The organism is Streptomyces sp. Xyl84, from assembly GCF_059731885.1.
Genome location: NZ_AP029182.1, coordinates 6,514,139 through 6,535,369, shown reverse-complemented (window position 1 = coordinate 6,535,369; position 21,231 = coordinate 6,514,139). Strand labels below are relative to the sequence as shown.

Below are 21,231 nucleotides of genomic sequence, written 5' to 3'. Positions count from 1 at the left end.
GCCGCCGGTGCCAGGCGGCCGTCAGCGCCTCATGCCAACCGCCGTCCACGCCGCTGGCCTGCGGGGAAGCAGGCCTGGAGGCAAGCGCCGAGCTATGGAGGAGACCCCATGAGGATGTTGATCAACGTGGCCGAAACGGTGGTCGCGGACGCGCTGCGCGGCATGGCGGCGGCCCATCCCGAGCTGACGGTCGACGTGGACAACCGGGTGATCCTGCGACGGGACGCGCCGGTGGCCGGGAAGGTCGCCCTGGTGTCGGGCGGCGGTTCGGGGCACGAGCCGCTGCACGGCGGGTTCGTGGGGCCGGGGATGCTGACGGCCGCGTGTCCCGGAGAGGTCTTCACCTCCCCGGTGCCCGACCAGATGCTGCGGGCGGCGGCGGCCGTGGACAGCGGGCAGGGTGTCCTCTTCGTGGTGAAGAACTACACGGGCGACGTGCTCAACTTCGACATGGCGGCCGAACTCGCCGAGGACGAGGGCATCCGGGTCGCGAAGGTCCTGGTCAACGATGACGTGGCGGTGACCGACAGCCTGTACACGGCGGGGCGGCGCGGCACCGGCGCGACCCTGTTCGTGGAGAAGATCGCGGGCGCGGCGGCCGAGGAGGGGCAGCCGCTGGAGCGCGTGGAGGCGATCGCCCGTCAGGTCAACGAGAACGCGCGCAGCTTCGGCGTCGCGCTGAGCGCCGTCACCACCCCGGCCAAGGGGAGCCCCACCTTCGATCTGCCGGCCGGTGAGCTGGAGCTGGGCATCGGCATCCACGGCGAGCCGGGCCGGGAGCGGCGGCCGATGATGACCTCGGGCGAGATCGCGGACTTCGCGGTCGACGCGGTCCTGGAGGACATGAACCCGCGCAACCCCGTGCTGCTCCTGGTCAACGGAATGGGCGCGACCCCGCTGCTCGAACTGTACGGTTTCAACGCCGAGGTGCACCGGGTGCTGGCCGAGCGCGGTGTGGCGGTCGCCCGCACGCTGGTCGGCAACTACGTCACCTCCCTCGACATGGCGGGTGCCTCGGTCACGCTGTGCCAGATCGACGAGGAGCTGCTGCGGTTGTGGGACGCGCCCGTGAACACGCCGGGACTGCGCTGGGGTCTGTGACCGGTGCCGGCACCTCGTCCGTATCCATCACGCAAGGGAGTTCCAGTGCTCGACGCCGATTTCTTCCGCCGTTGGATGACGGCGACGGCCGCGTCCGTCGACCGTGAGGCGCAGCGGCTCACCGACCTCGACTCGGCCATCGGGGACGCCGACCACGGCAGCAATCTGCAGCGCGGTTTCACGGCTGTGCGCGACGCGCTGGAGAAGGAGGCGCTCGACACGCCGGGCGGGGTCCTGACGCTGGCCGGACGGGAGCTGATCTCGAAGGTCGGCGGCGCGTCGGGGCCGCTGTACGGGACGCTGCTGCGCCGCACCGGCAAGGCGCTCGGGGACGCCTCCGAGGTCTCCGGCGAGCAGCTCGCCGAGGCGCTGCGGGCCGGCGTGGACGGGGTGATGAAGCTGGGCGGTGCCGCGCCGGGCGACAAGACGATGGTCGACGCGCTGGTGCCGGCCGTGGACGCGCTCGGTGAGGGGTTCGCGGCCGCGCGCACCGCCGCCGAGCGGGGCGCCGAGGCGACCACGCCGTTGCAGGCCCGCAAGGGCAGGGCGAGCTACCTCGGGGAGCGCAGCATCGGGCACCAGGACCCGGGTGCCACGTCGTCGGCGCTGCTGGTCGCCGCCCTCGCCGAGGCGGCCGGAGCGAGCGCGGCGGACGGGACGAGCGGAGCCGGCGGGGCGAGCGGGACCAGTGGGACGGCCGAAGGGGTGGAGGGCTGACGTGGGTGGTGACGGCGCACGGGTCGGGATCGTGCTGGTGTCGCACAGCGCCGAGGTCGCGGCGTCGGTGGCGGAGCTGGCGAGGGGACTGGCGGGCGGGGCCGAGGGGGTCGCGGTGGCTCCCGCGGGCGGCCGGGAGGGCGGCGGCATGGGCACCAGCGCGGAGCTGGTCGCCGCGGCGGCGGCCTCGGTGGACCGGGGGGCCGGGGTGGCCGTGCTGACCGACCTCGGCAGTGCCGTGCTCACGGTGAAGGCGCTGCTCGCCGAGGGCGACGAACTGCCCGAAGGCACCCGGCTGGTGGATGCGCCGTTCGTCGAGGGCGCGGTGGCGGCCGTGGTGACGGCGGCCACCGGGGCCGGGATCGACGCGGTCGAGGCGGCCGCCGCGGACGCCTACGCCTACCGGAAGGTGTGAGCCGGACCGGCGGACGGGCCCGGGGCGCCGGCCGCGGGCCGGGCCCGCCCGCCGGTCACCGGGTCCGCGCCCTGCCGCCCACCAGCCGCCGGACCAGCCGCTCCCCCTGAGCCACGGCCTCGGCGTGGTCCTCGATGCGGCCGACCCGGGAGTTCTCGAAGACGATGTAGGTCACGCCCGAGTGTGCGCCGCCGCCGCGCGGGTCGGCGGGGATGCCGAGCTGGCGGGCGGCGGCGTAGGAGGCCTCGCCGATGACGTCCCGCGGCCCGGTGTCGCCGACGACCGCGAAGCGCACCCGGTCGCGGTAGACGAGGGCGGCGACGGATCCGCCGCGCAGGCCGTGGGCCCGGTGGTTCCAGATCCGGCTGGGTGCGGGCAGCACGATGTAGGGCAGGCGCTCGGCGTTCAGCCGGCGGCCGTCGGACTGCGTGTAGGCGGCGGCGGGCGAGAACTGCGGGTCGGTGCGCCGGTTGCAGCGGCGGGTGGGCCGTCCGTCGCAGTCGATGTCCAGGTCCGCCTTCCAGTAGACGGCGCCGGACAGCCCGCAGACCGGGATGGTGGCGCGGGTACCGGCGTCGGAGCGGTAGCGGCCGTGGGACACCTGGGCGCAGTGGCGGGTCCTGGCCAGCAGGTCGGCGGCCAGGACGTCGCCGTCGCCGCGGGCCGCCGGCTCCGCCGGGGGGCGGTACGGGACGGGGGTGGCGGGCAGTGTCGTCGGAGCCAGCAGGGCGGCGCTCGCCGCGACGAGGGTCAGCGACTGGACACGCACGATGAGGAACCCTCTCCTCGGGGACATTGACTGACTTTCATCTCATCGGTGATGAAGGTGATCGTGCGGCACACGTTAAGGGACCGGACGGCGCGTGGCGTGTCATGCCTGCCGGACGGCCGGGGGCCGGGCCGCAGGGCCCGTGCCGCCCCGGCCGCCGGCGACGGCGCGGGATCAGCGACGACAGCGGTTCCGCGCCACGGCACGAACTCCCCTGGTGTTCCGGGGAGTTCGGCTGGGATGTGGTTCAGCATACGCAACCGCGTGCGCACCCGGCCCCGCCCGGTCCCGCGGCGCGCCCGCCTCGGGCCCTCTTGATGGGCTCACATCAACGCGGCATATTGGTCCGGACCTTGACCGAAGCGGTGTTCGGGCTTCCCGCGCCGCAGTTGACGGGGAGGCAGACCTCGTGCGACGCGTTCCCGAGCCGGTTCGCCCGCCCGGCGGCGTTCACCGCCTTCCCGGGCGTGTCGTCGCGGTCTGCGGGGCGCTCGCGCTGCTCGCGGCGTGCGGGCAGGGCGCCGCGGACGACGGGGAGGGCGGCGGCCCCGGCGCGCCCACCGGGGTCACCGCGGCGGCCGGCAGCGCCACCAGCGTGCACGTGATGTGGAACGCCTCGCCCCCGGGGTCGGGCGTCCGGGCGTACCGGGTCTACCGGGGCACCGCCCGGGTGACGGACGTACCGGCCACGGAACACATGGCGGACGTCACCCGGCTCAGCCCGTCGACGGCGTACGTGTTCACCGTGCGGGCCCTGGACACCGAGGGCAGGCTGGGGCCGCGCAGCCGGCCGGTGCGGGCGACGACGCCCGCGGCCGCCCCGGCCGACCGCTCGGCCCCGTCCCGCCCGCGCTCCCCGCGCGGCCGGACGGTGGGCAGCCGGGCCGTCCAGTTGTCCTGGCGGCCCTCCGAGGACGACCGGCGCGTGGTCTCCTACGACATCTGCCAGGGCGCCACGAGGATCCACAGCGTGGGCGGGAACCAGACGGCGACGGTGCTCACGGGGCTGCGGCCGGGCACCCGCTACTCCTTCACCGTGCGGGCCCGCGACGCGGCCGGCAACCTCTCCCCCGCGAGCGCCGCCGTCCCGCTCACCACGCCGGGCTCCGACGACGGGCGGGACACCGCGCCGACCGCGTTCCACGCGGCGACCCACCGCGCGGACGGGGCGTACTACCTCGACCTCGACTGGGTCGCCCCGCGCACGGAGACCGTGGTGACGGAGTACCAGATCGAACTCGACGGACGGCCGGCCACCTCCCTGGTCTGGGGCGGCACACCCCCGCGCGGGACGGCGTCGTACAGCTTCTACCTGGGCCGGGAAGCGGGGGCCGCACACCGGGTCCGGTTGCGGGCGAGGCTGCCCGACGGTACCTGGGGCGGCTTCTCGCCGGAGCGCACGGTGACCACCGGACAGGGCCGGCGGTAGCCCCGGTCCGCCGGGGCCCGGTCCCGCGCGCAGGGGCCGCCGCCGGTCGACGGCCCCCGCCGAGAGGCCGCCCGCCGGGTCACCGGACCCTCGATACGGGACCGCCCGGCGGGGCACCGGACCCTCGGTACGGGAGCGCCCGCCGGGTCACCGGACCCTCGGTGGCATCCCTCCGCCGGAGCCGCCGCCGCGGTGCCGGTCACCCGGGTGGGCGCGCCGCGCGTGCGACCGGCGTCCCCGGGGCGTTGGCTGCCCCTTGAGGAGGCAGCACGGGCGATCCCCTATCTCCGGCGGCACATGGGGTGGTCCGCCGACCGTGCCGCCGGAGGGACTCCCATGCGCCACACTCAGCCACTCACGCGCTCCGCCCCGGCCGCGGCGGCGGTCACCGCCGCTCTGGCCCTCGCCGCCGCGCCGGCCGCCGCGGGCCCGGGCATCTCGGTGAGCGCCAACGGCTCCACCGTGTCGGTCACCACCAGCGCGTGCACCCTGGTCGGCGGCGGCTGGGGGACGGCGTCACTGCTCGCGCCCGGGCAGACCAGCTTCGCCCAGGGACGCAGGTCGGCGCTGGCGGGGACGACCGTGAGCCAGTCGGCGGCCTGGCAGAGTGTGCGGCCGGGCACCTACACCGTGATCGTGGTGTGCTCCGACAACATCACCGCGGGCACCCAGTCGATCGTCGTCGCGGCCGCCTCGAAACCGGCGGTCCCGGCCACGTCCGCGCCCGCCACGCCGACGCGCGGTGTGATGGGCGGGCTCGGCGGCGCCGTCAAGGACTACCGTACGGTCACGTTCGCGGCGGGCGGGGCCCTGGTGGGGGCCGGGCTGATCGCCACGGGCTGGGTGCTGCGCCGCCGCTCCAGGCCGTACCGTCTGTGAGGGGCCGCGCTCTCAGACGCCGTCCGGCAGCTCGGCGAACTCCTCCAGGGCGTGTTCCAGCCACCGGGTCCAGAAGGTCTCCAGGTCGATGCCGGCCCGCAGCACCAGGTGCCGCAGCCGGTCCTGCGCGCCGTCCCGGCCGGGCGGGAAGTCGCGCTCCTCGATCTCCCGGTACTCCGCCAACTGCCGTTCGTGCAGCTCCAGATGGCGTCTGAGGTCGTCCTGGATGCCTGCCGTGCCGACCACCGCGGCCGCGCGCAGCCGCAGCAGCAGGGCGTCCCTCAGCGGCTTGGGGTCCTGCGCGGCGGCGCTCCAGCGGGCCAGTTCCGCACGGCCCGCGGGCAGGACCTCGTAGCTCTTCTTCTGCCCGCGGGCCGGCTGCTCGGCCGGCAGGGTGCGGATCAGGCCGTCCGCCTCCAGCTTTCCCAGCTCGCGGTAGATCTGCTGGTGCGTGGCCGACCAGAAATAGCCGATCGACCGGTCGAAGCGGCGCGTCAGCTCCAGCCCCGAGGACGGCTTCTCCAGCAGGGCGGTGAGGATGGCGTGCGGCAGTGACATGCGCTCCATCCTAGGGAGGGCGGGGCCGAGCCGGGCAAGGACCGGACCCGGCCCGGGACGGGCCTGACCGGGCCGCCCGGGACGGGGGGAAGCCGGATCCCGGGCGGCCGGGCCGCGGTGCTACAGGGCCGCCGCCAGTTCCGTGCCCTGCTTGACGGCACGCTTGGCGTCCAGTTCGGCGGCCACGTCCGCGCCGCCCACGAGGTGCGCGCTGCGTCCGGCGGCGAGCAGCTCGTCGTACAGGTCCCGGCGCGGTTCCTGCCCGGTGCACAGCACGATGGTGTCGACCTCCAGGACGCGGCTCGTGCCGTCGACGGTGATGTGCAGTCCGGCGTCGTCGATCCGGTCGTAGCGCACACCCGGGACCATGGTGACGCCGCGGTGCCTGAGTTCGGTGCGGTGGATCCAGCCCGTGGTCTTGCCCAGCCCGGCGCCGACCTTGGTGGTCCTGCGCTGGAGCAGGTGGACGGTGCGCGGCGCAGCGGGCCGCTCGGGCGCGGCGAGGCCGCCCGGCGTGCGGTAGTCCGTGTCGACGCCCCAGGCGCGGAAGTAGGCCGCCGGGTCCTCGCTCGTCCTCTCGCCGCCGTCGGTCAGGTACTCGGCGACGTCGAAGCCGATGCCGCCCGCGCCGAGGATCGCCACCCGCTCGCCGACGGGGGCGCCGCCCTGGAGCACGTCGAGGTAGCCGAGGACACGCGGGTGGTCGACGCCGGGGATGTCGGGGGGGCGCGGGGTGACACCGGTGGCGACGACGGTCTCGTCGTAGCCGGCGAGGTCGTCCGCGCCCACGCGCGTGTTCAGCCGCACGTCGACGCCGTGCGCCGCGAGCTGGTGGCGGAAGTAGCGCAGCGTCTCCTCGAACTCCTGCTTGCCGGGAACCCTGCGGGCCACGTTGAGCTGCCCGCCGATCTCGCTCGCGGCGTCGAACAGGGTGACCTGATGGCCGCGTTCGGCCGCCGCCACCGCGCAGGCCAGGCCCGCCGGGCCCGCCCCGACGACGGCGACGCGCTTGCGCCGGCGGGTCGGCGAGAGCACCAGTTCCGTCTCGTGGCAGGCGCGCGGGTTGACCAGGCAGGAGGTGATCTGCCCGCTGAAGGTGTGGTCGAGGCAGGCCTGGTTGCAGCCGATGCAGGTGTTGATGGCCTCGGGGGTCCCGGCGGCGGCCTTGGCGACGAAGTCGGGGTCGGCGAGCATCGGGCGGGCCATGGACACCATGTCGGCGCAGCCGTCGGCGAGCAGCCGCTCGGCGAGTTCGGGGGTGTTGATGCGGTTGGTGGTCACGAGCGGGACGGAGACCGCGCCCATGAGCTTCCTGGTCACCCAGGTGTAGGCGCCGCGCGGTACGGAGGCGGCGATGGTGGGGATGCGCGCCTCGTGCCAGCCGATGCCGGTGTTGATCAGGGTGGCGCCCGCCGCCTCGACGGCCCGGGCGAGGGTGATCACCTCGTCCAGGGACGAGCCGCCGGGCACCAGGTCGAGCATGGACAGCCGGTAGATGACGATGAAGTCCTCGCCCACCGCCTCGCGCACCCGGCGGACGATCTCGACGGGCAGGCGCATGCGGTTCTCGTACGAGCCGCCCCAGCGGTCGGTGCGGTGGTTGGTCGGCGCGGCGGTGAACTCGTTGATCAGGTAGCCCTCGGAGCCCATGATCTCCACGCCGTCGTACCCGGCCTGCCGGGCGAGGCGGGCGGTGCGCGCGTAGTCGTCGATGGTCCGCTCGATGTCGGCGTCCGTCAGCTCGCGGGGCACGAAGGGGCTGATGGGCGCCTGGAGGGCGCTGGGGGCGACCAGGTCGCGGTGGTAGGCGTAGCGGCCGAAGTGCAGGATCTGCAGGGCGATCCGGCCGCCCTCGCGGTGCACGGCCGCGGTGACGGTGCGGTGCCGGGCGGCCTCGGCCTCGTCGGTCAGTGTGGCCCCGCCCTCGTAGGGCCGTCCCTCGTCGTTGGGGGCGATGCCGCCGGTGACGATGAGGCCCACTCCCCCGCGGGCCCGCGCCGCGTAGAACTCCGCCATGCGCTCGAAGCCGCCCTCGGCCTCTTCGAGCCCGACGTGCATCGAGCCCATGAGGACCCGGTTGGGCAGGGTGGTGAAGCCCAGGTCGAGCGGGCTCAGCAGGTGCGGGTAACGGCTCATCGGGCCCTCCGTGCGTGGTGTCGTACCCGCTAGTTGTAGAGGACCCGGAGACTGTTATGCAACTTGTTGCACAAAGGCGCGGCGTGCGTGTGCGCCGCCCGGAGGGCGGACGGCCGCTCTCCGGGCGACGGGATCGGGTCATGGGTTCACTGCGGGGCGGACGCGAAGGGTGGCGACGGCCGCGCGCCGTCACCCCGACGGCCGTACGCCGGGCCGCCGCTTCCCGCCGCGGCCCTCACCGCCGTACGCGCGGCCGTCACCGCCCTGCCGGCCACCGTCACGGCACCGGCCGGCCTCCGTCACCGCCGTGAAGGCGGCCCGCCGCCCGTCGGCAGGCGGGCCGCCACCGGCCGCCCCGCCGCCGTCAGCGGGCCGCGGTCAGCGGTCCGGACCGGCGGCCGTGGGCCTTCAGCGGCTCTCCAGCCGGACGTGCAGCTCCCGCTCCTGGTCGCCGGAGGCCGTGGCCAGGTCCTGCACGGTGAACAGGGAGTCCAGGGTCGTACGGAACCTGTCGATCGCCCAGTAGCCGCCCTGCACGTCCGCGGTGACGGACGCCCCGAGCCGCGTGGGGCCGCACTCGGACCCGGTCGTCTCGGCGACGTCGAAGGTGCCGAGCCACACCGTCGGGCGCACCTCGTGGAAGTCCCGGGGAACGTCGTCCGTACACCGGTCGGACGAATAGCAGGCGCACAGGGCGTCGAACACGGTCCGGGCGTCTTCCTTGCTGCATCCGCTCAGCTCCACCGAGACGGATTCCGGGTGCGCTCGCTCGCTCTCCATCGTGATCGCTCCTCTCGTGACCGCGCTGTACTACCGCACAGGGGTTCCCCCGAAGCCGCGCTCCACCCTCACCTCCTCTCAGCAAACCACCACCTCCCGCGCAGCACTACCGGCGTTCCCGGCCGCCCCGGGGCGGTCCTTCCGGCGCATTCGGGGGGACGGCCACCCGGGTGTTGAGAGATGGTGGAGGGAAGCGGCGGACCCTCTCGGCGTGAGCGGGGGCGCGGTACGACGGGGTGTGCCGGCACCGGGGACGGCGGGCCGCGTGGACGGGTGAAGGCGGTGCGTGGGATGACTGCAGCCGGGGCTCCCCTGGCCGAGGGCGACGAGCCGGTGTCCGGCCCGGTGCAGCCGAGCGGCCTGCTCGACGTGCTGCGCGTGGCCTCGGTGGTGCTGGACGCCGACGGACGCATCGTGCTGTGGAGCCCGCAGGCCGAGGAGCTGTTCGGCTACTCCGCCGGCGAGGCACTGGGCCAGTACGCGGCCCGCATCATGGTCCACGAGGAACACCTCGACGTGGTCATCAAACTCTTCGCCGACGTCCTGCGCACCGGCCGCAGCTGGGCGGGCGCCTTCCCCATCCGGCACAAGGACGGCAGCACCCGTCTGGTGGAGTTCCGCAACATGCGGCTGCTGGACGACCGCGGGGACGTCTACGCGCTCGGGCTCGCCGCGGACCAGTCGACCGTACGGCGGCTGGAGCGGGACGTGGCCCTGTCGGCGCGGATCGTCTCGCAGTCGCCGATCGGCCTGGCCGTCCTCGACACCCGGCTGCGCTACGTGTCGGTCAACCCGGCGCTGGAGCGGATCGACGGCGTCAGCGCCGAGGAGCACATCGGCAGGACCGTCCCCGAGGTGCTGGTCCAGGTGGACGCCCAGGCCGTGGAGTCGGCGGCGCGGGGCGTCCTGGAGACGGGACGGTCCGTCGTCGACGTCTTCGCGGTCGGCAGGACACCGGCCGACCCCGACAACGACCACGCCTGGTCGGTGTCGATGTACCGGCTCGAGGACGCGGTCGGCACCCCGCTGGGCGTGGCCGTGTCGGTCGTCGACATCACCGAGCAGTACCGGGCGGGCATCGAGGCGGAGGCCGCCCGGCGGCGCCTGGCCCTGATCGCCGACGCCTCGGCCCGGATCGGCACCACCCTCGACCTGGACCGCACGGCCAGGGAACTGGCCGACGTCACCGTGCCGGAACTGGCGGACGTGGCCGCCGTGGACCTGCTGGAGGCGGTCGTCGGGGGCCGCCGCAGCAAACTGGGACCCGCGGAGCCGGCCGTCATCAGGGCGCTCGCGGTGCGGGCGGACCATGCCACGGACGCCCTGGAGGCCGCCGACACGCCCGGGCAGATCGCCCGCTACGACCCCGACCGCCTGGTCACCCGGTGCGTGCGCACCGGAGAGCCGGTGCTGGTGGCCCAGGTGAAGGACGAGGACCTGACCTGCATCGCCCGGTCCCCGGAGGCGGCCGTCCTGCTGGGCCGGGCGGGCGTGCACTCGTACCTGGCCGTGCCGCTCATCGCGCGCGGCGAGGTGCTCGGCGCCCTGGACCTCAAACGCACCCGCAACCCGGCTCCCTTCAGCGACGACGACGTCCTGCTGGCCCGCGAGCTGGCCGCCCGCGCGGCGGTGCAGATCGACAACGCGCGCTGGTACCAGAACGCCCGCGACACCGCCCTCACCCTGCAGCGCAGCCTCCTGCCCCACCACCCCTCCGTCACGGGCGGCCTGGAGGTCGCCTCCCGCTACCAGCCGGCCGGGGCCACCACCGAGGTGGGCGGCGACTGGTTCGACGTGATCCCCCTGGAGGACGACAAGACGGCCCTGGTCGTCGGTGACGTCATGGGCAGCGGCATCGGCGCGGCGGCCACCATGGGCCGGCTGCGCACCGCCACGAAGGCCCTGGCCTCGCTGGACCTCGACCCCGCCCGGCTCCTGGAGCACCTGGACCGGATCACCGACGGCCTGGACCACTCCATCGCCACCTGCCTGTACGCCGTCCACGACCCGCGGCTGCGCCAGTGCCGGATCGCCAACGCCGGGCACCTGCCGCCGGCCCGGGTCAGGGCCGGCCGTCTGCCCGAGCTGCTCGACCTGCCCACCGGGGTGCCGCTGGGCGTCGGGGGGGTCGCGTTCTCCACCACCACCGTCGGCCTGGAACCCGGCGACCAGCTGGTGCTGTACACCGACGGGCTGGTCGAGACCCGCCGGCACCCGCTGGACGAACGCCTGGACCTGCTGCTGTCGCTGCTCGACGATCCGCTGCGTCCGCTGGAGGAGCTGTGCGACCTGCTGCTGCGCACGCTGCGCCAGCCGGACAACCACGACGACGTGGCGCTGCTCGTCGCCCGCGCGCAGACACCGTCCTAGCCCAGGGCGGGTTTCGGAAGTCCCGCCTGCCCCGCGACGCCTGGCACGCACGCTCGCCGCGTTGCCGGGATCGTCCACGTACACCCGGTACGAGGACGACCCTCCGCCTCGCGATCACACGCACCGGACGCCGCGGGGCCCGCCCTTCGGACGGACAGCGCCACTTGCGAAACACGCCCCAGGTGTATCGACCCGCAGCGGCGAGACCGGCACCGCCCCGCCCACGGACCCGGCCCCGAAGCCGGCCCGCCCTCGGCTCCGACACCGGCGCCGGCCCGCCCAGAGCTCCGGCTCGGGCGCGGCGGCGGGTGCCTGGGTCCCCCCGGCCGCCCGCCGCCGCGCCCGGATCATCGCCGTGTGCCGACGACGACGTGCGCGGCCAGTTCCTCCGAGGCGGCCAGGCGCGCGGTGAGTCCGGCCGCCTCGAAGGCGGCCAGGGCCGCCGGCGCCTGGCGCCCGCTCGTCTCGACGAGGAGGCAGCCGCCGGGGGCGAGCCAGCCGGGGGCACCGGCGGCGACCCGGCGCAGCACGTCGAGGCCGTCGGCGCCGCCGTCGAGCGCGACCGGCGGTTCGTGGTCACGGGCTTCGGAGGGCAGCAGGGAGACCTCGTCCGTGGGGACGTAGGGCACGTTCGCGGCGAGGATGTCCACGCGGCCGCGCAGCGCGGCGGGCAGCGCCGCGAACAGGTCGCCCTGGTGGACCCGGCCGCCGGCGGCGCCCACGTTGCGGCGGGCGCAGCGCACCGCCGCCGGGTCGATGTCGGCGGCGTGCAGTTCGACCGGGCCGAGGGCGCCGGCCAGGGCGGTGCCCACCGCGCCCGAGCCGCAGCACAGGTCCACCACGACGGACGCGTCAGGCACCTGGGCCAGGGCCTGGTCGACCAGGAACTCGGTGCGGCGGCGGGGCACGAAGACGCCCGGGTCCACGGCGATGCGCAGACCGTGGAACTCCGCCCAGCCCAGCACCTGTTCGAGCGGCAGGCCGGCGGCCCGCCGCTCCACGAGGGCGGTGACCTCGTGCGGTGTGCGGGCGGTGGCGAGGATCAGCTCCGCCTCCTCCTCGGCGAACACGCAGCCGGCCGCGCGCAGTGCCGCGACGACCGCGGCGGGTGCGGCCGGATCCGGCGGGACGGGGGCGGCCGCGGAGCCGGCGGAGGAAGGGGAAGGTTCCGCCGGAGCGGAGGACGGGGGGAACTCGGGCGAAGAGGGGTGGAGTTCAGGCATGGAGGGGCGAGACCTTTCGGAAGCGAAGGGTGCTCCCGCGGTCACCTGCCGACGGTGATCCGCGCCCGGTGGGAGGAGAGCACCCGAGCCGACACAGCGGTGATGGGTCTCACCTCCTCCGTCTCCTGCGGCCGGGACCGTCCACGACCGCAGGTCACCCTACCCCAACTTTCAGACGCCGACGGTTTCTTCGGTCTCCTCCTCGGCCGCCTCGCGCGCCGCCTCGTCGGCCGCTCCGGTGGCGCTCACGCGGGGAGCCCGCGAGCCGGTCTCCTGCGAGCCGGTCTCCTGCGAGCGCTCCGCCTCTCCGGGCTCCCGCGCCGGCTGCGCGGGCGCCGTGCGCGGCGCACCGGCGGCGTGGGCGCCGCCCGCCGCGTGCGCTCCCCCGGCCGCGTGCGCCCCGTGGGAGGCGGACGTCCGCAGTCCCTCGCAGGCCGCCGCGACCGCGGTGACCGCCAGGCCGGCCAGCAGCCACACCACCAGGGTCCACAGGTTGCGGCCGAGACCGTCACTGCCGAAGTACAGCAGGCTGCGGGCGCCCTCGACGAACCCGGCACCGTTCCAGAAGGCGTGCAGGGCGCCGAAGAAGCCGTTCTGGAGTTCGGGCCGGAACAGACCGCCGGAGGTGGTGAAGTTGAGCATCACGAACAGCACCATCATGGTGAGCGTGGTCCACCGCTTGAGGAAGGTGTGCAGACCGACACCGATGAAGAGGATGCCGGCGGAGTAGAGCCAGGCCATGCCCCACAGGCCCGCCAGGCTGTGCGGGGCGAGGTGGAAGAGGGGGCCGGCGAGCAGCGCGCCGATGCCGCCGACCACGGCGGACACGCCGAGGGTGAGCAGGGCCCGGATCCGCATCGGCAGGGCGGCGCCCGCGGCGCCGATGGCGGCGACGGAGGCGTAGGAGCCGATGCTCAGCGCGACCAGCAGGAAGAACAGGCCCTGCCCGGTGGGGTCGTGGGAGGTCGGCGGGGCCACGTCGGTCACCTTCAGCGGCAGGCCCTGGCGCGCGGCGACGGGGGTGAAGACCTTCTCCACGGCGGTGGCGCCCATGTCGGACCCGGCGCCGGCCACGAGCACCTCCGGGGCCTTGGCGCCGGGCACGTAGGCGCCGTCGATGTCGCGGGACATGAGCAGGTCGACGGCACGGTCCCGGGTGGCGACCGTGCGGACGTCGAGCCGGTCGCCCGCCGTGTCCTTGACCGTCTGGGCGAACACCTTGGCCTGCGGCCCCGAGCCCACGACCGCGACGGGCAGGTGGTGCGGCTCCGGGGTGACGAACGCGCCCATGTACGCGAGCCCCATGCCCAGGCACATCAGCAGGGGGGTGATCAGGTGGGTGAGCACATGGCGCAGCGCAGGCGACCTCATCGCTCACGACCTCCAATGGTTGGCATATACAACTCTATTTTCAGTTGTACTATACAACCAGAATGAGCCGGGGAGGTATTCCGTGACAACAGAGGAAGAACCGGGCGGGTGCGCAGCCGCCCGGGGCGCGACCGCGACCGGCCCTGCCCGGGACGGGGCCGTCGAGACCATCCAGCGTGAGATGACGGTCTTCGCCCGCCGGGCCAGGGCCTCGGCGGGCCGCATGCACCCGGAGCTGTCGCTGGTCTCGTACACGCTGCTCGGGCACCTGGAGGAGCGCGGCGGCTGCCGGGCCACCGACCTGGCCGCGCACTACGCCCTGGACAAGTCCACCGTCAGCCGGCAGGTCGCCGCGCTGGAACGGACCGGGCTCGTCGAACGGCGCCTGGACCCGGAGGACCACCGGGTCCAGGTGCTGCACCTCACGGACGCCGGCCGGCAGCTCCTCCTCCAGGTCACCGACAGCCGCCGGGCGGCCTTCCAGGAGCGGCTGGCTCAGTGGCCCGAGGAGGACCTGAAGCGTTTCGCGGACTACCTGGCCCGCTACAACTCCTGGACACCGCCCGGCGGCGGCTGACCCCGGACCCCGTCCCCGGGCGGTGGGCCGCTACGCCGCCGGCGCCGCGGCCACCGCACCGCCGTCCGCCGTCTCGGGGGCGCGGGCCGCGAGAAAGGCGGTACGGCGCCGCAGACGGAAGCCCAGGGACTCGTACAGCCGTACGGCGTTCGTGTTCCGTGCCCCCGTGTGCAGGAAGGGCGTCTCGCCGCGGGCCCGGATGCCGTGGGCCACGGCCAGGACGAGCCGGCTCGCCAGGCCCCGGCCGCGGAAGGCGGGGTCCGTGCAGACCGCGCTGATCTCGGTGTACCCGGGCGGGTGCAGCCGCTCCCCCGCCATCGCGACGAGCGCTCCCTGCCGCCGTATGCCGAGATAGGTGCCGAGCTCGATCGTGCGCGGCAGGAACGGGCCGGGCTCGGTGCGGGCGATCAGGCCGAGCATCTCCGGCACGTCGGCGGGGCCGAGGCGGACCGCCTCCGGGTCGGGGGCCGCGGCCAGGCCGTCGTCGACGAGCTGCACGCCCTCGACCCGGAAGGTGATCTCCCAGTCCGCGGGCACCCGGCCCACGAACCCCGGCAGGGGGACCTCGGCGCCGGGCCCGGCGAGGGCGGCGAGGTCCGCCCAGTCGCGGGCGTCGGGCTCCTCGGGCAGCGCCGACCACGGCGACACGTCCACCGGGTAGCGCAGCACCCGTCCGCGCCGCTCGGCGAAGCGGGCGTGCGGGCCGGTCAGGGAGGCCAGGGCCGGGTGGTCGAGGACGTGCCCGCGCACCGGCCCGCAGGCGGTGCGGCCCGTCGGCACGCTCACGCGGCGACCTCGATCACGACCTTGCCGCGGGCGTGCCCTTCCTCCACGGTGCGCAGCGCCTCGGCGGCCCGTTCCAGCGGGAAGGTCGCGGTGACGTGCGGGTCCAGGGCGCCGCGCACGACCAGGTCAGCCAGCGCGTCCAGGACGGCGGCGGTCCGGGCGCGCCGCACCCGCGCGCCGCCCAGCGCCTCGACGTCGGACTCCGGCGCGCCGGCGGTGATCAGCTTCGTGCGGTCGGCGACCAGGTCCGCCGCCTCCTTCAGGACCTCACCGCCGACGAGGTCGTAGACGCCGTCGGCGCCGCCCGCCGCGGCGGCCCGCGCGCGTTCGGCCCACCCGGGCCCGGAGGGCACGTGCACCGCGCCGAGCCCCTCCACGAAGTCCTTCTTGCCCTCGCTCGCCACGCCCACGGCCCGCAGCCCGAAGGCGCGGGCGATCTGCAGGACCGCCGCGCCGACCCCGCCGCCCGCGCCGGTGACGAGCACGGTGGCCCCGGCCGGCAGGCCGAGCTGGCGCAGGCCGTCGTAGGCGGTGGCCGCGGCGACGGGCAGCGTGGCCGCGTCGGTGAACGGGACCGCGGCGGGCTTGTGCGCGGCCACCGCCGCCGGGAGCAGTGCGTACTGCGCGTAGCCGCCCGCCACCACGTTCCCGAAGACCTCGTCCCCGGGGGCGAAGCCGGTGACGCCTTCGCCGGCCTCCTCCACGACGCCGGACGCCTCGCTGCCGAAGACGACCGGGAAGGCCGGCTCACCGCTCTCGCCCGGCCGCCGGAATCCCGTGCGCAGCTTCCAGTCGACCGGGTTCACCCCCGCCGCGCGCACCGCGATCAGGATCTGCCCGGGACCCGGCCGGGGCCGGTCGACGTCCACGAGCGCCTCGGTCTCCGGACCGCCGTACCGGGTGAAGACGTACGCCTTCGGCATCGCTTCCACTCTCCTTCGCTGTCGCGTTCGCTGTGGCCCGTGCTGCCGCGCAGGCCGCCGCCGGCGCCGCACGTCCGCCGCCGTCCGCACCACACGTCCGGTGACGTCCGCGCCGTCACCTCGGCGCCGCGGGGCGGCCTCGGCCGGCACGCCACCTGCAAGAGAGATCGTCCGGCGGCTATTCCCGGTGACCGGGGTGCGCGCCGGAGAGTTCATCCAGCCGTCACACCGGCCGGCCGCGCCCGGGTGGGAAGCAGGTCCGGCGAGCACGTACGGTTGAATGCGTAAGCAACCGTCCCGCCCGGCCGGCGGGAGGTCCGTCCCGTCCGACCGGCGGGCCGCCGCGCGCACGGCGGCCTGGAGGCACCACCCGCATGCACGTCACCCGAGGCTTCACCGGACGCCCCCGCGTCCACAACCCCGGCCTGCCGCCCGGGCAGTACGACGCGGGCGACGACTGGCCCGTCCTGTCCGCGGAGGTCACGCCCGACCTCGCGCCCGCCGACTGGACCTTCCGCGTCGACGGCCTGGTCGCCGAGGACCGCACCTGGGACCTGGAGCAGGTGCGGCGGCTCCCGCAGTCCGCCTACGAGGGCGACATCCACTGTGTGACGGGCTGGTCGCGGTTCGGGGTGCGCTTCGACGGGGTGTCGCTGGACGTGTTCCTGGACGCCGTGCGGCCGCACGCCGCCGCCACGCACGCGGTGGCCTACTCCCACACCGGGTACACCAGCAACCTGCCGCTGGCGGACCTGCGCGGCGGGCGCGCCTGGATCGCGTTCACCCACGACGGCGAGCCGCTGACCGCCGAGCACGGCGGTCCGGCCCGGCTGCTGGTGCCGCACCTGTACTTCTGGAAGAGCACCAAGTGGATCGCCGGTCTGCAGATCCTCGACCACGACGAGCCTGGCTTCTGGGAGCAGAACGGCTACCACGCCCGGGGCAACCCCTGGGAGGAGCAGCGGTACTCCGGTGACTGAGACACTGCCGGCCCGGACGCCGGTGAACGAGACGACGGCGAGCGGGGCCCTGGTGAACGAGACGCCCGTGGGCGAGACGCCGGCCGGCGGGGTGTTCACGCCGCCGACCCGGTTCGCCGTTCCGGGGCGTATCGCGGTCGGCGAGCAGGTCGCCGCGACCTGGCGGACGGCGACCCTGACCGAGATCCGCCGGGAGACCCCGCGCGCCGCCACCTTCCGCCTCGCCGTGCCGGGCTGGGCCGGGCACCTGCCCGGGCAGCACCTGATGCTGCGGCTGACCGCGCCCGACGGCTACGTGGCCCAGCGCCACTACTCGCTGGCCTCCGCCCCCGACGACTCCGGGCACATCGAGCTGACCCTGGACCACGTCGAGGGCGGCGAGGTCTCCGGCTGGTTCCACACGGTGGCCCGGCCGGGCGACCAGGTGGAGGTGCGCGGCCCGCTGAGCGGCTTCTTCGCCTGGCCCGGCGACCGTCCGGCGCTGCTGCTGGGCGCGGGCAGCGGGGTCGTCCCGCTGATGTCGATGGTGCGCCACCACCGCGCACGGCGCCTGAGCGTGCCGCTGCGCCTGCTGGTGTCCGCCCGCAGCCCCGAACAGCTCATCTACGCCGGGGAGTTCGGCGCGGAGACCACGGCCGTCTTCACCCGCCGGGCCCCGGCCGGCGTGCCGGCGGGACGGCTGTCGGCAGCGCATCTGGCGCCGCTCGTCGCCGATCCGCCCGAGGGCGGCTGGGAGGCGTACGTGTGCGGGTCCAACTCCTTCGCGGAGCACGCCTGCCGGCTGCTCGTCGCGGCGGGCCTGCCCGTCGACCGCGTCCGCGTGGAGCGCTTCGGCTGACGGCGTCCGCCCGGGCGCGGGCATGCGGCCCGCGCGGCCGGGCGCGCTCCCTGAGAGCGCTCCCCTCCCCCGGGCCCCCGCACGGCCGTCCCCACCGGCCCGATCACCCGCGCCCCCGCCCGGCCGCCCTCGCTCGTCCGGCCCGCCGCACACCTCTTCCCGCGCAGCCGCCCTGACCTGCGGATCACCCGAACCACGGTGCGCCGCCCGGCCGTCCGGCCCACGGACCGGGTCTGGCGAGTGATCCGACCACGGCCGTACGGTGTGATCATCCTCAGTACGTCTCTCCCCAAGGCGGCCGCCGATGCCACTGTTCGACCTTCCCCTCGACGAACTCCGCGAGTACCGCAGCGCCTCCACGGAGCCCGAGGACTTCGACGCCTTCTGGTCCAAGACCCTCCAGGAGGCGCGCGAGCACGATCTCGGCGCGCGCTTCGACCTCGTCGACACCGGGCTGAGCACGGTCAAGGTGTACGACGTCACCTTCGCCGGCTTCGGCGGCCACCCGGTCAAGGGCTGGCTGACCCTGCCCACCCGGGTGGACGCGCCGCTGCCGCTGGTCGTGGAGTTCGTCGGCTACGGCGGCGGGCGGGGGCTGGCGCACGAACACCTGCTGTGGGCGTCCACGGGCCGTGCGCACTTCGTGATGGACACCCGCGGGCAGGGCAGCGCCTGGGGCGGCGGTGGCGGCACCGCCGACCCGGTGGGCAGCGCTCCGGCGTACCCCGGCTTCCTGACCCGGGGCATCGACGCGCCCGAGAACCACTACTACCGCCGGGTGTTCACGGACGCGGTCCGCGCGGTCGAGGCGGCCCGCTCGCACCCGCTGACCGACTCCGCCCGGACCGTCGCGCTCGGCGGGAGCCAGGGCGGCGGCATCACGATCGCGGTGGGCGGCCTGGTGCCCGACCTCGTCGCCGTCGCGCCCGACGTGCCGTTCCTGTGCGACTATCCGCGCGCCGCGACCCTGACGGACCGCCACCCCTACCGGGAGATCGGCCTCTACCTCAAGACGCACCGCGGCCGCACCGAGGACGTGCTGCGGACGCTGTCGTACTTCGACGGGGTCCACTTCGCGGCCCGCGGCCGGTCGCCGGCCCTCTTCTCGGCGGCCCTGGAGGACCAGACGTGCCCGCCGTCCACGGTGTTCGCCGCGTTCAACGCGTGGGCGCACGAGGACAAGACGATCGAGGTGTACGACTTCAACGACCACGAAGGAGGAGGCCCCTACCAGGAGGCGGCCCAGATCCGCTGGCTGCGCTCGCGCGCCTGACGCACCTCCCGGGCGGCGGCAGCCGCGCCGGACCGGAGGCGGGAGACAGCCGGGGCGGAAGCGGTCCCGAGGCGGTCCGGCGACGCGGCGAGGGGTGGGGCATGGACGGATTTCGGTCGAAGTGCGCGGACCATCTTCCGACTGGTTTAGACCAATGGTAGATGTGGTGGCGCACCGAGCCCGCATGGCTACCGTACGTCACCAACAGGAGGCGCGGCATGGCCCGCACCACCCCCCACCCCCGCCCGACGACCGAAGGAGCGACCGAGGGACGGCCGCTGTACTGGAGAATCGCCACCCAACTGCTCGGCGAGCTGCGCGCCGGCACCATCCCGCCCGGTGAACGCCTGCCGAGCGAGCGGCACCTGGCCGCGCACTTCCGGGTCAGCCGGGAGACCGTACGGCAGGCCCTGGAGGTGCTGCGCCGGGACGGACTCGTCGCCACCGACCGGCGCGGCACCCACGCCACGCTGACCGGCCTGCCCGTGGAGCCGTCCACGTTCCTGGACTTTCCCGTGGGCGCCCGCTCCGCCGCCCCGGACGCCTTCGACCGGGCCACGGTGGCCTGGGAGGCACCGCCGGCGCACCACGCGGCGGAGCTGGGCCTCGCCCCGCGACGCCCGACCCTGGTGCACCGCTACCGCTCGGCGACGGCCGACGGCACCGGACTGCGCATCGCGGTGACATCGTTTTCCTCGGTGGCCCTCGCCGAGGTGGACGAGCTGGCCCGCTACCGCGAGCGCGCCGACGGGGCGTGCGCCGCCCAACTGCGCCGGGCCTACGACTGGATGCGCCGCGCGGGCCTGACCCTGCACCACCGGGACGCGATCACCCGGCTCGCCGACGGCCCCTCGGTGCGCGTGACCCGGCGCGTCCACGACCAGTACGCCCGCATCCTGGAGATCACCGACCTGGTGGTGGACGCACGGCAGGACGCGCTCGTCTACGAGTTCACGCTGCCGGCGGCGGGCTGAGACGCCGCGCCCCGGGACCGGCCGTCAAGGACGCGCCGCGCCCGGTCGGACCGGCCGGCCGCGGTCTCGGGGCGGCCGGCGCGCCACGATCAGCCGGGCCCGCGGGCTGCCGTCGGCGCGCCGGCCGAATCCGGGCAGCGCGTGCAGTTCCGTGCGCAGTCCGGCGCGCTCCAGTTCCCGCAGGACGTCACCGAAGCGGAACGCGCGGTAGTACATCACGAACGGCGGCCGCCACACGGCGTTGCGCACCCGCATCGCCGCGTCGAAGCCGAGCAGCGCCCAGAACGCCCTCGAACGCGGCGGGGGCGGTGCGAACACCGGCAGCGCGAACACGCCGCCGGGCCGCAGGACCGCACGCACCTGTCCGAAGAGCGCGGGCAGTTCGGCCGGGAGGAAGTGGCCGAGCGCCCCGAAGCTGACGACGAGGTCGAAGGCGGCACGGAACGGCAGGGCACGCGCGTCGGCGCGCACCCACGCCACCCGGGGGCCTGGGCCGCGGTCGTCCCGGGGTCCGGCGCCCGGGGCGCCCATGGGCCGGGCGTCCGGGAAACGGGCGTCCGGGTCCCGGCCGCCCGCATCCCGGACATCAGTGACCCGGGCGTCGGTGACCTGGACATCCGTGACCCGGGCGTCGGTCGCCCGGGCGTCGGTGACCTGGACATCCGTGACCCGGGCGTCGGTCGCCCGGGCGTCGGTGACCTGGACATCCGTGACCCGGGCGTCGGTCGCCCGGGCGTCGCCGGCCCGGCCGTGCCGGTGCCGGGCGACGGCGAGCATGCCCGCGCTGAAGTCGACGCCCGTGACCGTGGAGCGGCACACCCGTGCCAGCACGCCGGCCCCCGCGCCCGTCCCGCAGCACAGGTCGAGCCCGTCGCCGTAGGGGCCGGTCCGCTCCAGCACGGATCCGACGGCGTCCAGCACCGCGTCCGGGGTGCGGAAGGGGGTGCGGTCGAACTTGGGGGCGAGCAGGTCGTAGCCGTGCTCGACGGAGGACAGCGCCTGCACGGCGAGTTCGCGGACCGTGGGTCCTTCCGGGCTGAACATCCGCGTCAGCTTAGCCGCCAGTCACCGGAGCTGCGGGGTGGCCAGGCGGGCGTGAACGTGTTACGTTGCCTGGAGCACTTGTGTCACG

Annotated in this window: 20 protein-coding genes; 11 read left to right on the top strand and 9 right to left on the bottom strand. The window is 75.2% G+C overall.

Annotation, left to right across the window (positions count from 1 at the left end):
- Positions 1-108 precede the first annotated feature (108 nt).
- From dhaK to AC6I72_RS28450, 3 genes are read left to right on the top strand one after another with little or no spacing between them, the layout of a single operon-like run.
- Positions 109-1,101, top strand: coding sequence for a dihydroxyacetone kinase subunit DhaK (dhaK, locus tag AC6I72_RS28460; RefSeq protein ID WP_498003989.1), 993 nt, complete (start codon positions 109-111; stop codon positions 1,099-1,101).
- 45 nt (positions 1,102-1,146) lie between these two features.
- Positions 1,147-1,818 carry a dihydroxyacetone kinase subunit DhaL gene (dhaL, locus tag AC6I72_RS28455; RefSeq protein ID WP_498003988.1) on the top strand — a complete coding sequence of 224 codons (672 nt, stop codon included), beginning with the start codon at positions 1,147-1,149 and terminating at the stop codon, positions 1,816-1,818.
- A 1-nt stretch (position 1,819) separates the two neighbouring features.
- Entirely contained in the window at positions 1,820-2,233 is a 414-nt protein-coding gene (locus AC6I72_RS28450) for a PTS-dependent dihydroxyacetone kinase phosphotransferase subunit DhaM (protein ID WP_037853992.1), read from the top strand.
- A gap of 55 nt (positions 2,234-2,288) precedes the next feature.
- On the opposite strand, the gene AC6I72_RS28445 is transcribed toward AC6I72_RS28450, so the two are convergent.
- On the bottom strand, positions 2,289-3,002 hold the full coding sequence (locus AC6I72_RS28445; RefSeq protein ID WP_498004842.1) for a glycoside hydrolase family 75 protein: 714 nt from the start codon (positions 3,000-3,002) through the stop codon (positions 2,289-2,291).
- Between the two features lie 409 nt (positions 3,003-3,411).
- On the opposite strand from AC6I72_RS28445, the gene AC6I72_RS28440 reads away from it, so the two are divergent.
- Together AC6I72_RS28440 and AC6I72_RS28435 are read left to right on the top strand one after the other, a co-directional pair.
- Entirely contained in the window at positions 3,412-4,431 is a 1,020-nt protein-coding gene (locus tag AC6I72_RS28440) for a fibronectin type III domain-containing protein (protein WP_498003987.1), read from the top strand.
- A gap of 336 nt (positions 4,432-4,767) precedes the next feature.
- A complete protein-coding gene (locus AC6I72_RS28435; RefSeq protein WP_498003986.1) occupies positions 4,768-5,310 on the top strand; it encodes a hypothetical protein in 543 nt (180 codons plus the stop codon).
- A gap of 12 nt (positions 5,311-5,322) precedes the next feature.
- On the opposite strand, the gene AC6I72_RS28430 is transcribed toward AC6I72_RS28435, so the two are convergent.
- The 3 genes from AC6I72_RS28430 to AC6I72_RS28420 all read right to left on the bottom strand — a co-directional run bounded on the left by AC6I72_RS28430 (position 5,323) and on the right by AC6I72_RS28420 (position 8,784).
- On the bottom strand, positions 5,323-5,868 hold the full coding sequence (locus tag AC6I72_RS28430; RefSeq protein WP_498003984.1) for a PadR family transcriptional regulator: 546 nt from the start codon (positions 5,866-5,868) through the stop codon (positions 5,323-5,325).
- Between the two features lie 120 nt (positions 5,869-5,988).
- Positions 5,989-8,004 (bottom strand): FAD-dependent oxidoreductase, encoded by a 2,016-nt coding sequence (locus tag AC6I72_RS28425; protein WP_498003983.1) that lies wholly within the window; start codon positions 8,002-8,004, stop codon positions 5,989-5,991.
- A gap of 408 nt (positions 8,005-8,412) precedes the next feature.
- On the bottom strand, positions 8,413-8,784 hold the full coding sequence (locus AC6I72_RS28420; protein WP_498003982.1) for a hypothetical protein: 372 nt from the start codon (positions 8,782-8,784) through the stop codon (positions 8,413-8,415).
- 291 nt (positions 8,785-9,075) lie between these two features.
- Between AC6I72_RS28420 and AC6I72_RS28415 the strand changes: the two genes are divergently transcribed.
- Positions 9,076-11,154: a SpoIIE family protein phosphatase gene (locus tag AC6I72_RS28415; RefSeq protein WP_498003981.1), complete on the top strand. Its 2,079-nt coding sequence runs from the start codon at positions 9,076-9,078 to the stop codon at positions 11,152-11,154.
- Positions 11,155-11,501: 347 nt separating this feature from the next.
- On the opposite strand, the gene AC6I72_RS28410 is transcribed toward AC6I72_RS28415, so the two are convergent.
- The gene (locus AC6I72_RS28410) at positions 11,502-12,377 is read right to left on the bottom strand and encodes a putative protein N(5)-glutamine methyltransferase (protein WP_498003980.1); all 876 of its coding nucleotides are present in this window, start codon (positions 12,375-12,377) and stop codon (positions 11,502-11,504) included.
- Positions 12,378-12,548: 171 nt separating this feature from the next.
- Complete coding sequence (locus AC6I72_RS28405) at positions 12,549-13,748, bottom strand: ABC-2 transporter permease (RefSeq protein WP_498003979.1); 1,200 nt, start codon at positions 13,746-13,748, stop codon at positions 12,549-12,551.
- A 181-nt stretch (positions 13,749-13,929) separates the two neighbouring features.
- Here AC6I72_RS28405 and AC6I72_RS28400 point away from each other — a divergent pair, with 181 nt between their 5' ends.
- On the top strand, positions 13,930-14,325 hold the full coding sequence (locus tag AC6I72_RS28400; protein ID WP_498004841.1) for a MarR family winged helix-turn-helix transcriptional regulator: 396 nt from the start codon (positions 13,930-13,932) through the stop codon (positions 14,323-14,325).
- A gap of 30 nt (positions 14,326-14,355) precedes the next feature.
- Here the strand turns inward: AC6I72_RS28400 and AC6I72_RS28395 are convergent, their stop codons facing one another.
- Complete coding sequence (locus AC6I72_RS28395; RefSeq protein WP_498003978.1) at positions 14,356-15,111, bottom strand: GNAT family N-acetyltransferase; 756 nt, start codon at positions 15,109-15,111, stop codon at positions 14,356-14,358.
- A complete protein-coding gene (locus tag AC6I72_RS28390) occupies positions 15,108-16,034 on the bottom strand; it encodes an NADP-dependent oxidoreductase (RefSeq protein ID WP_498003977.1) in 927 nt (308 codons plus the stop codon). The genes AC6I72_RS28395 and AC6I72_RS28390 overlap by 4 nt, the downstream gene beginning before the upstream one ends.
- A gap of 374 nt (positions 16,035-16,408) precedes the next feature.
- Here AC6I72_RS28390 and AC6I72_RS28385 point away from each other — a divergent pair, with 374 nt between their 5' ends.
- The 4 genes from AC6I72_RS28385 to AC6I72_RS28370 all read left to right on the top strand — a co-directional run bounded on the left by AC6I72_RS28385 (position 16,409) and on the right by AC6I72_RS28370 (position 20,099).
- Complete coding sequence (locus AC6I72_RS28385) at positions 16,409-17,014, top strand: sulfite oxidase-like oxidoreductase (RefSeq protein ID WP_498003976.1); 606 nt, start codon at positions 16,409-16,411, stop codon at positions 17,012-17,014.
- A 67-nt stretch (positions 17,015-17,081) separates the two neighbouring features.
- Positions 17,082-17,852 carry a ferredoxin reductase gene (locus AC6I72_RS28380; protein ID WP_498004840.1) on the top strand — a complete coding sequence of 257 codons (771 nt, stop codon included), beginning with the start codon at positions 17,082-17,084 and terminating at the stop codon, positions 17,850-17,852.
- A gap of 304 nt (positions 17,853-18,156) precedes the next feature.
- A complete protein-coding gene (locus AC6I72_RS28375; RefSeq protein WP_498003975.1) occupies positions 18,157-19,125 on the top strand; it encodes an acetylxylan esterase in 969 nt (322 codons plus the stop codon).
- Between the two features lie 218 nt (positions 19,126-19,343).
- Positions 19,344-20,099 carry a GntR family transcriptional regulator gene (locus AC6I72_RS28370; RefSeq protein ID WP_498003974.1) on the top strand — a complete coding sequence of 252 codons (756 nt, stop codon included), beginning with the start codon at positions 19,344-19,346 and terminating at the stop codon, positions 20,097-20,099.
- A gap of 24 nt (positions 20,100-20,123) precedes the next feature.
- Here AC6I72_RS28370 and AC6I72_RS28365 read toward each other — a convergent pair whose 3' ends face one another.
- Positions 20,124-21,143 (bottom strand): class I SAM-dependent methyltransferase, encoded by a 1,020-nt coding sequence (locus tag AC6I72_RS28365; protein WP_498003973.1) that lies wholly within the window; start codon positions 21,141-21,143, stop codon positions 20,124-20,126.
- Between the last annotated feature and the right edge of the window lie 88 nt (positions 21,144-21,231).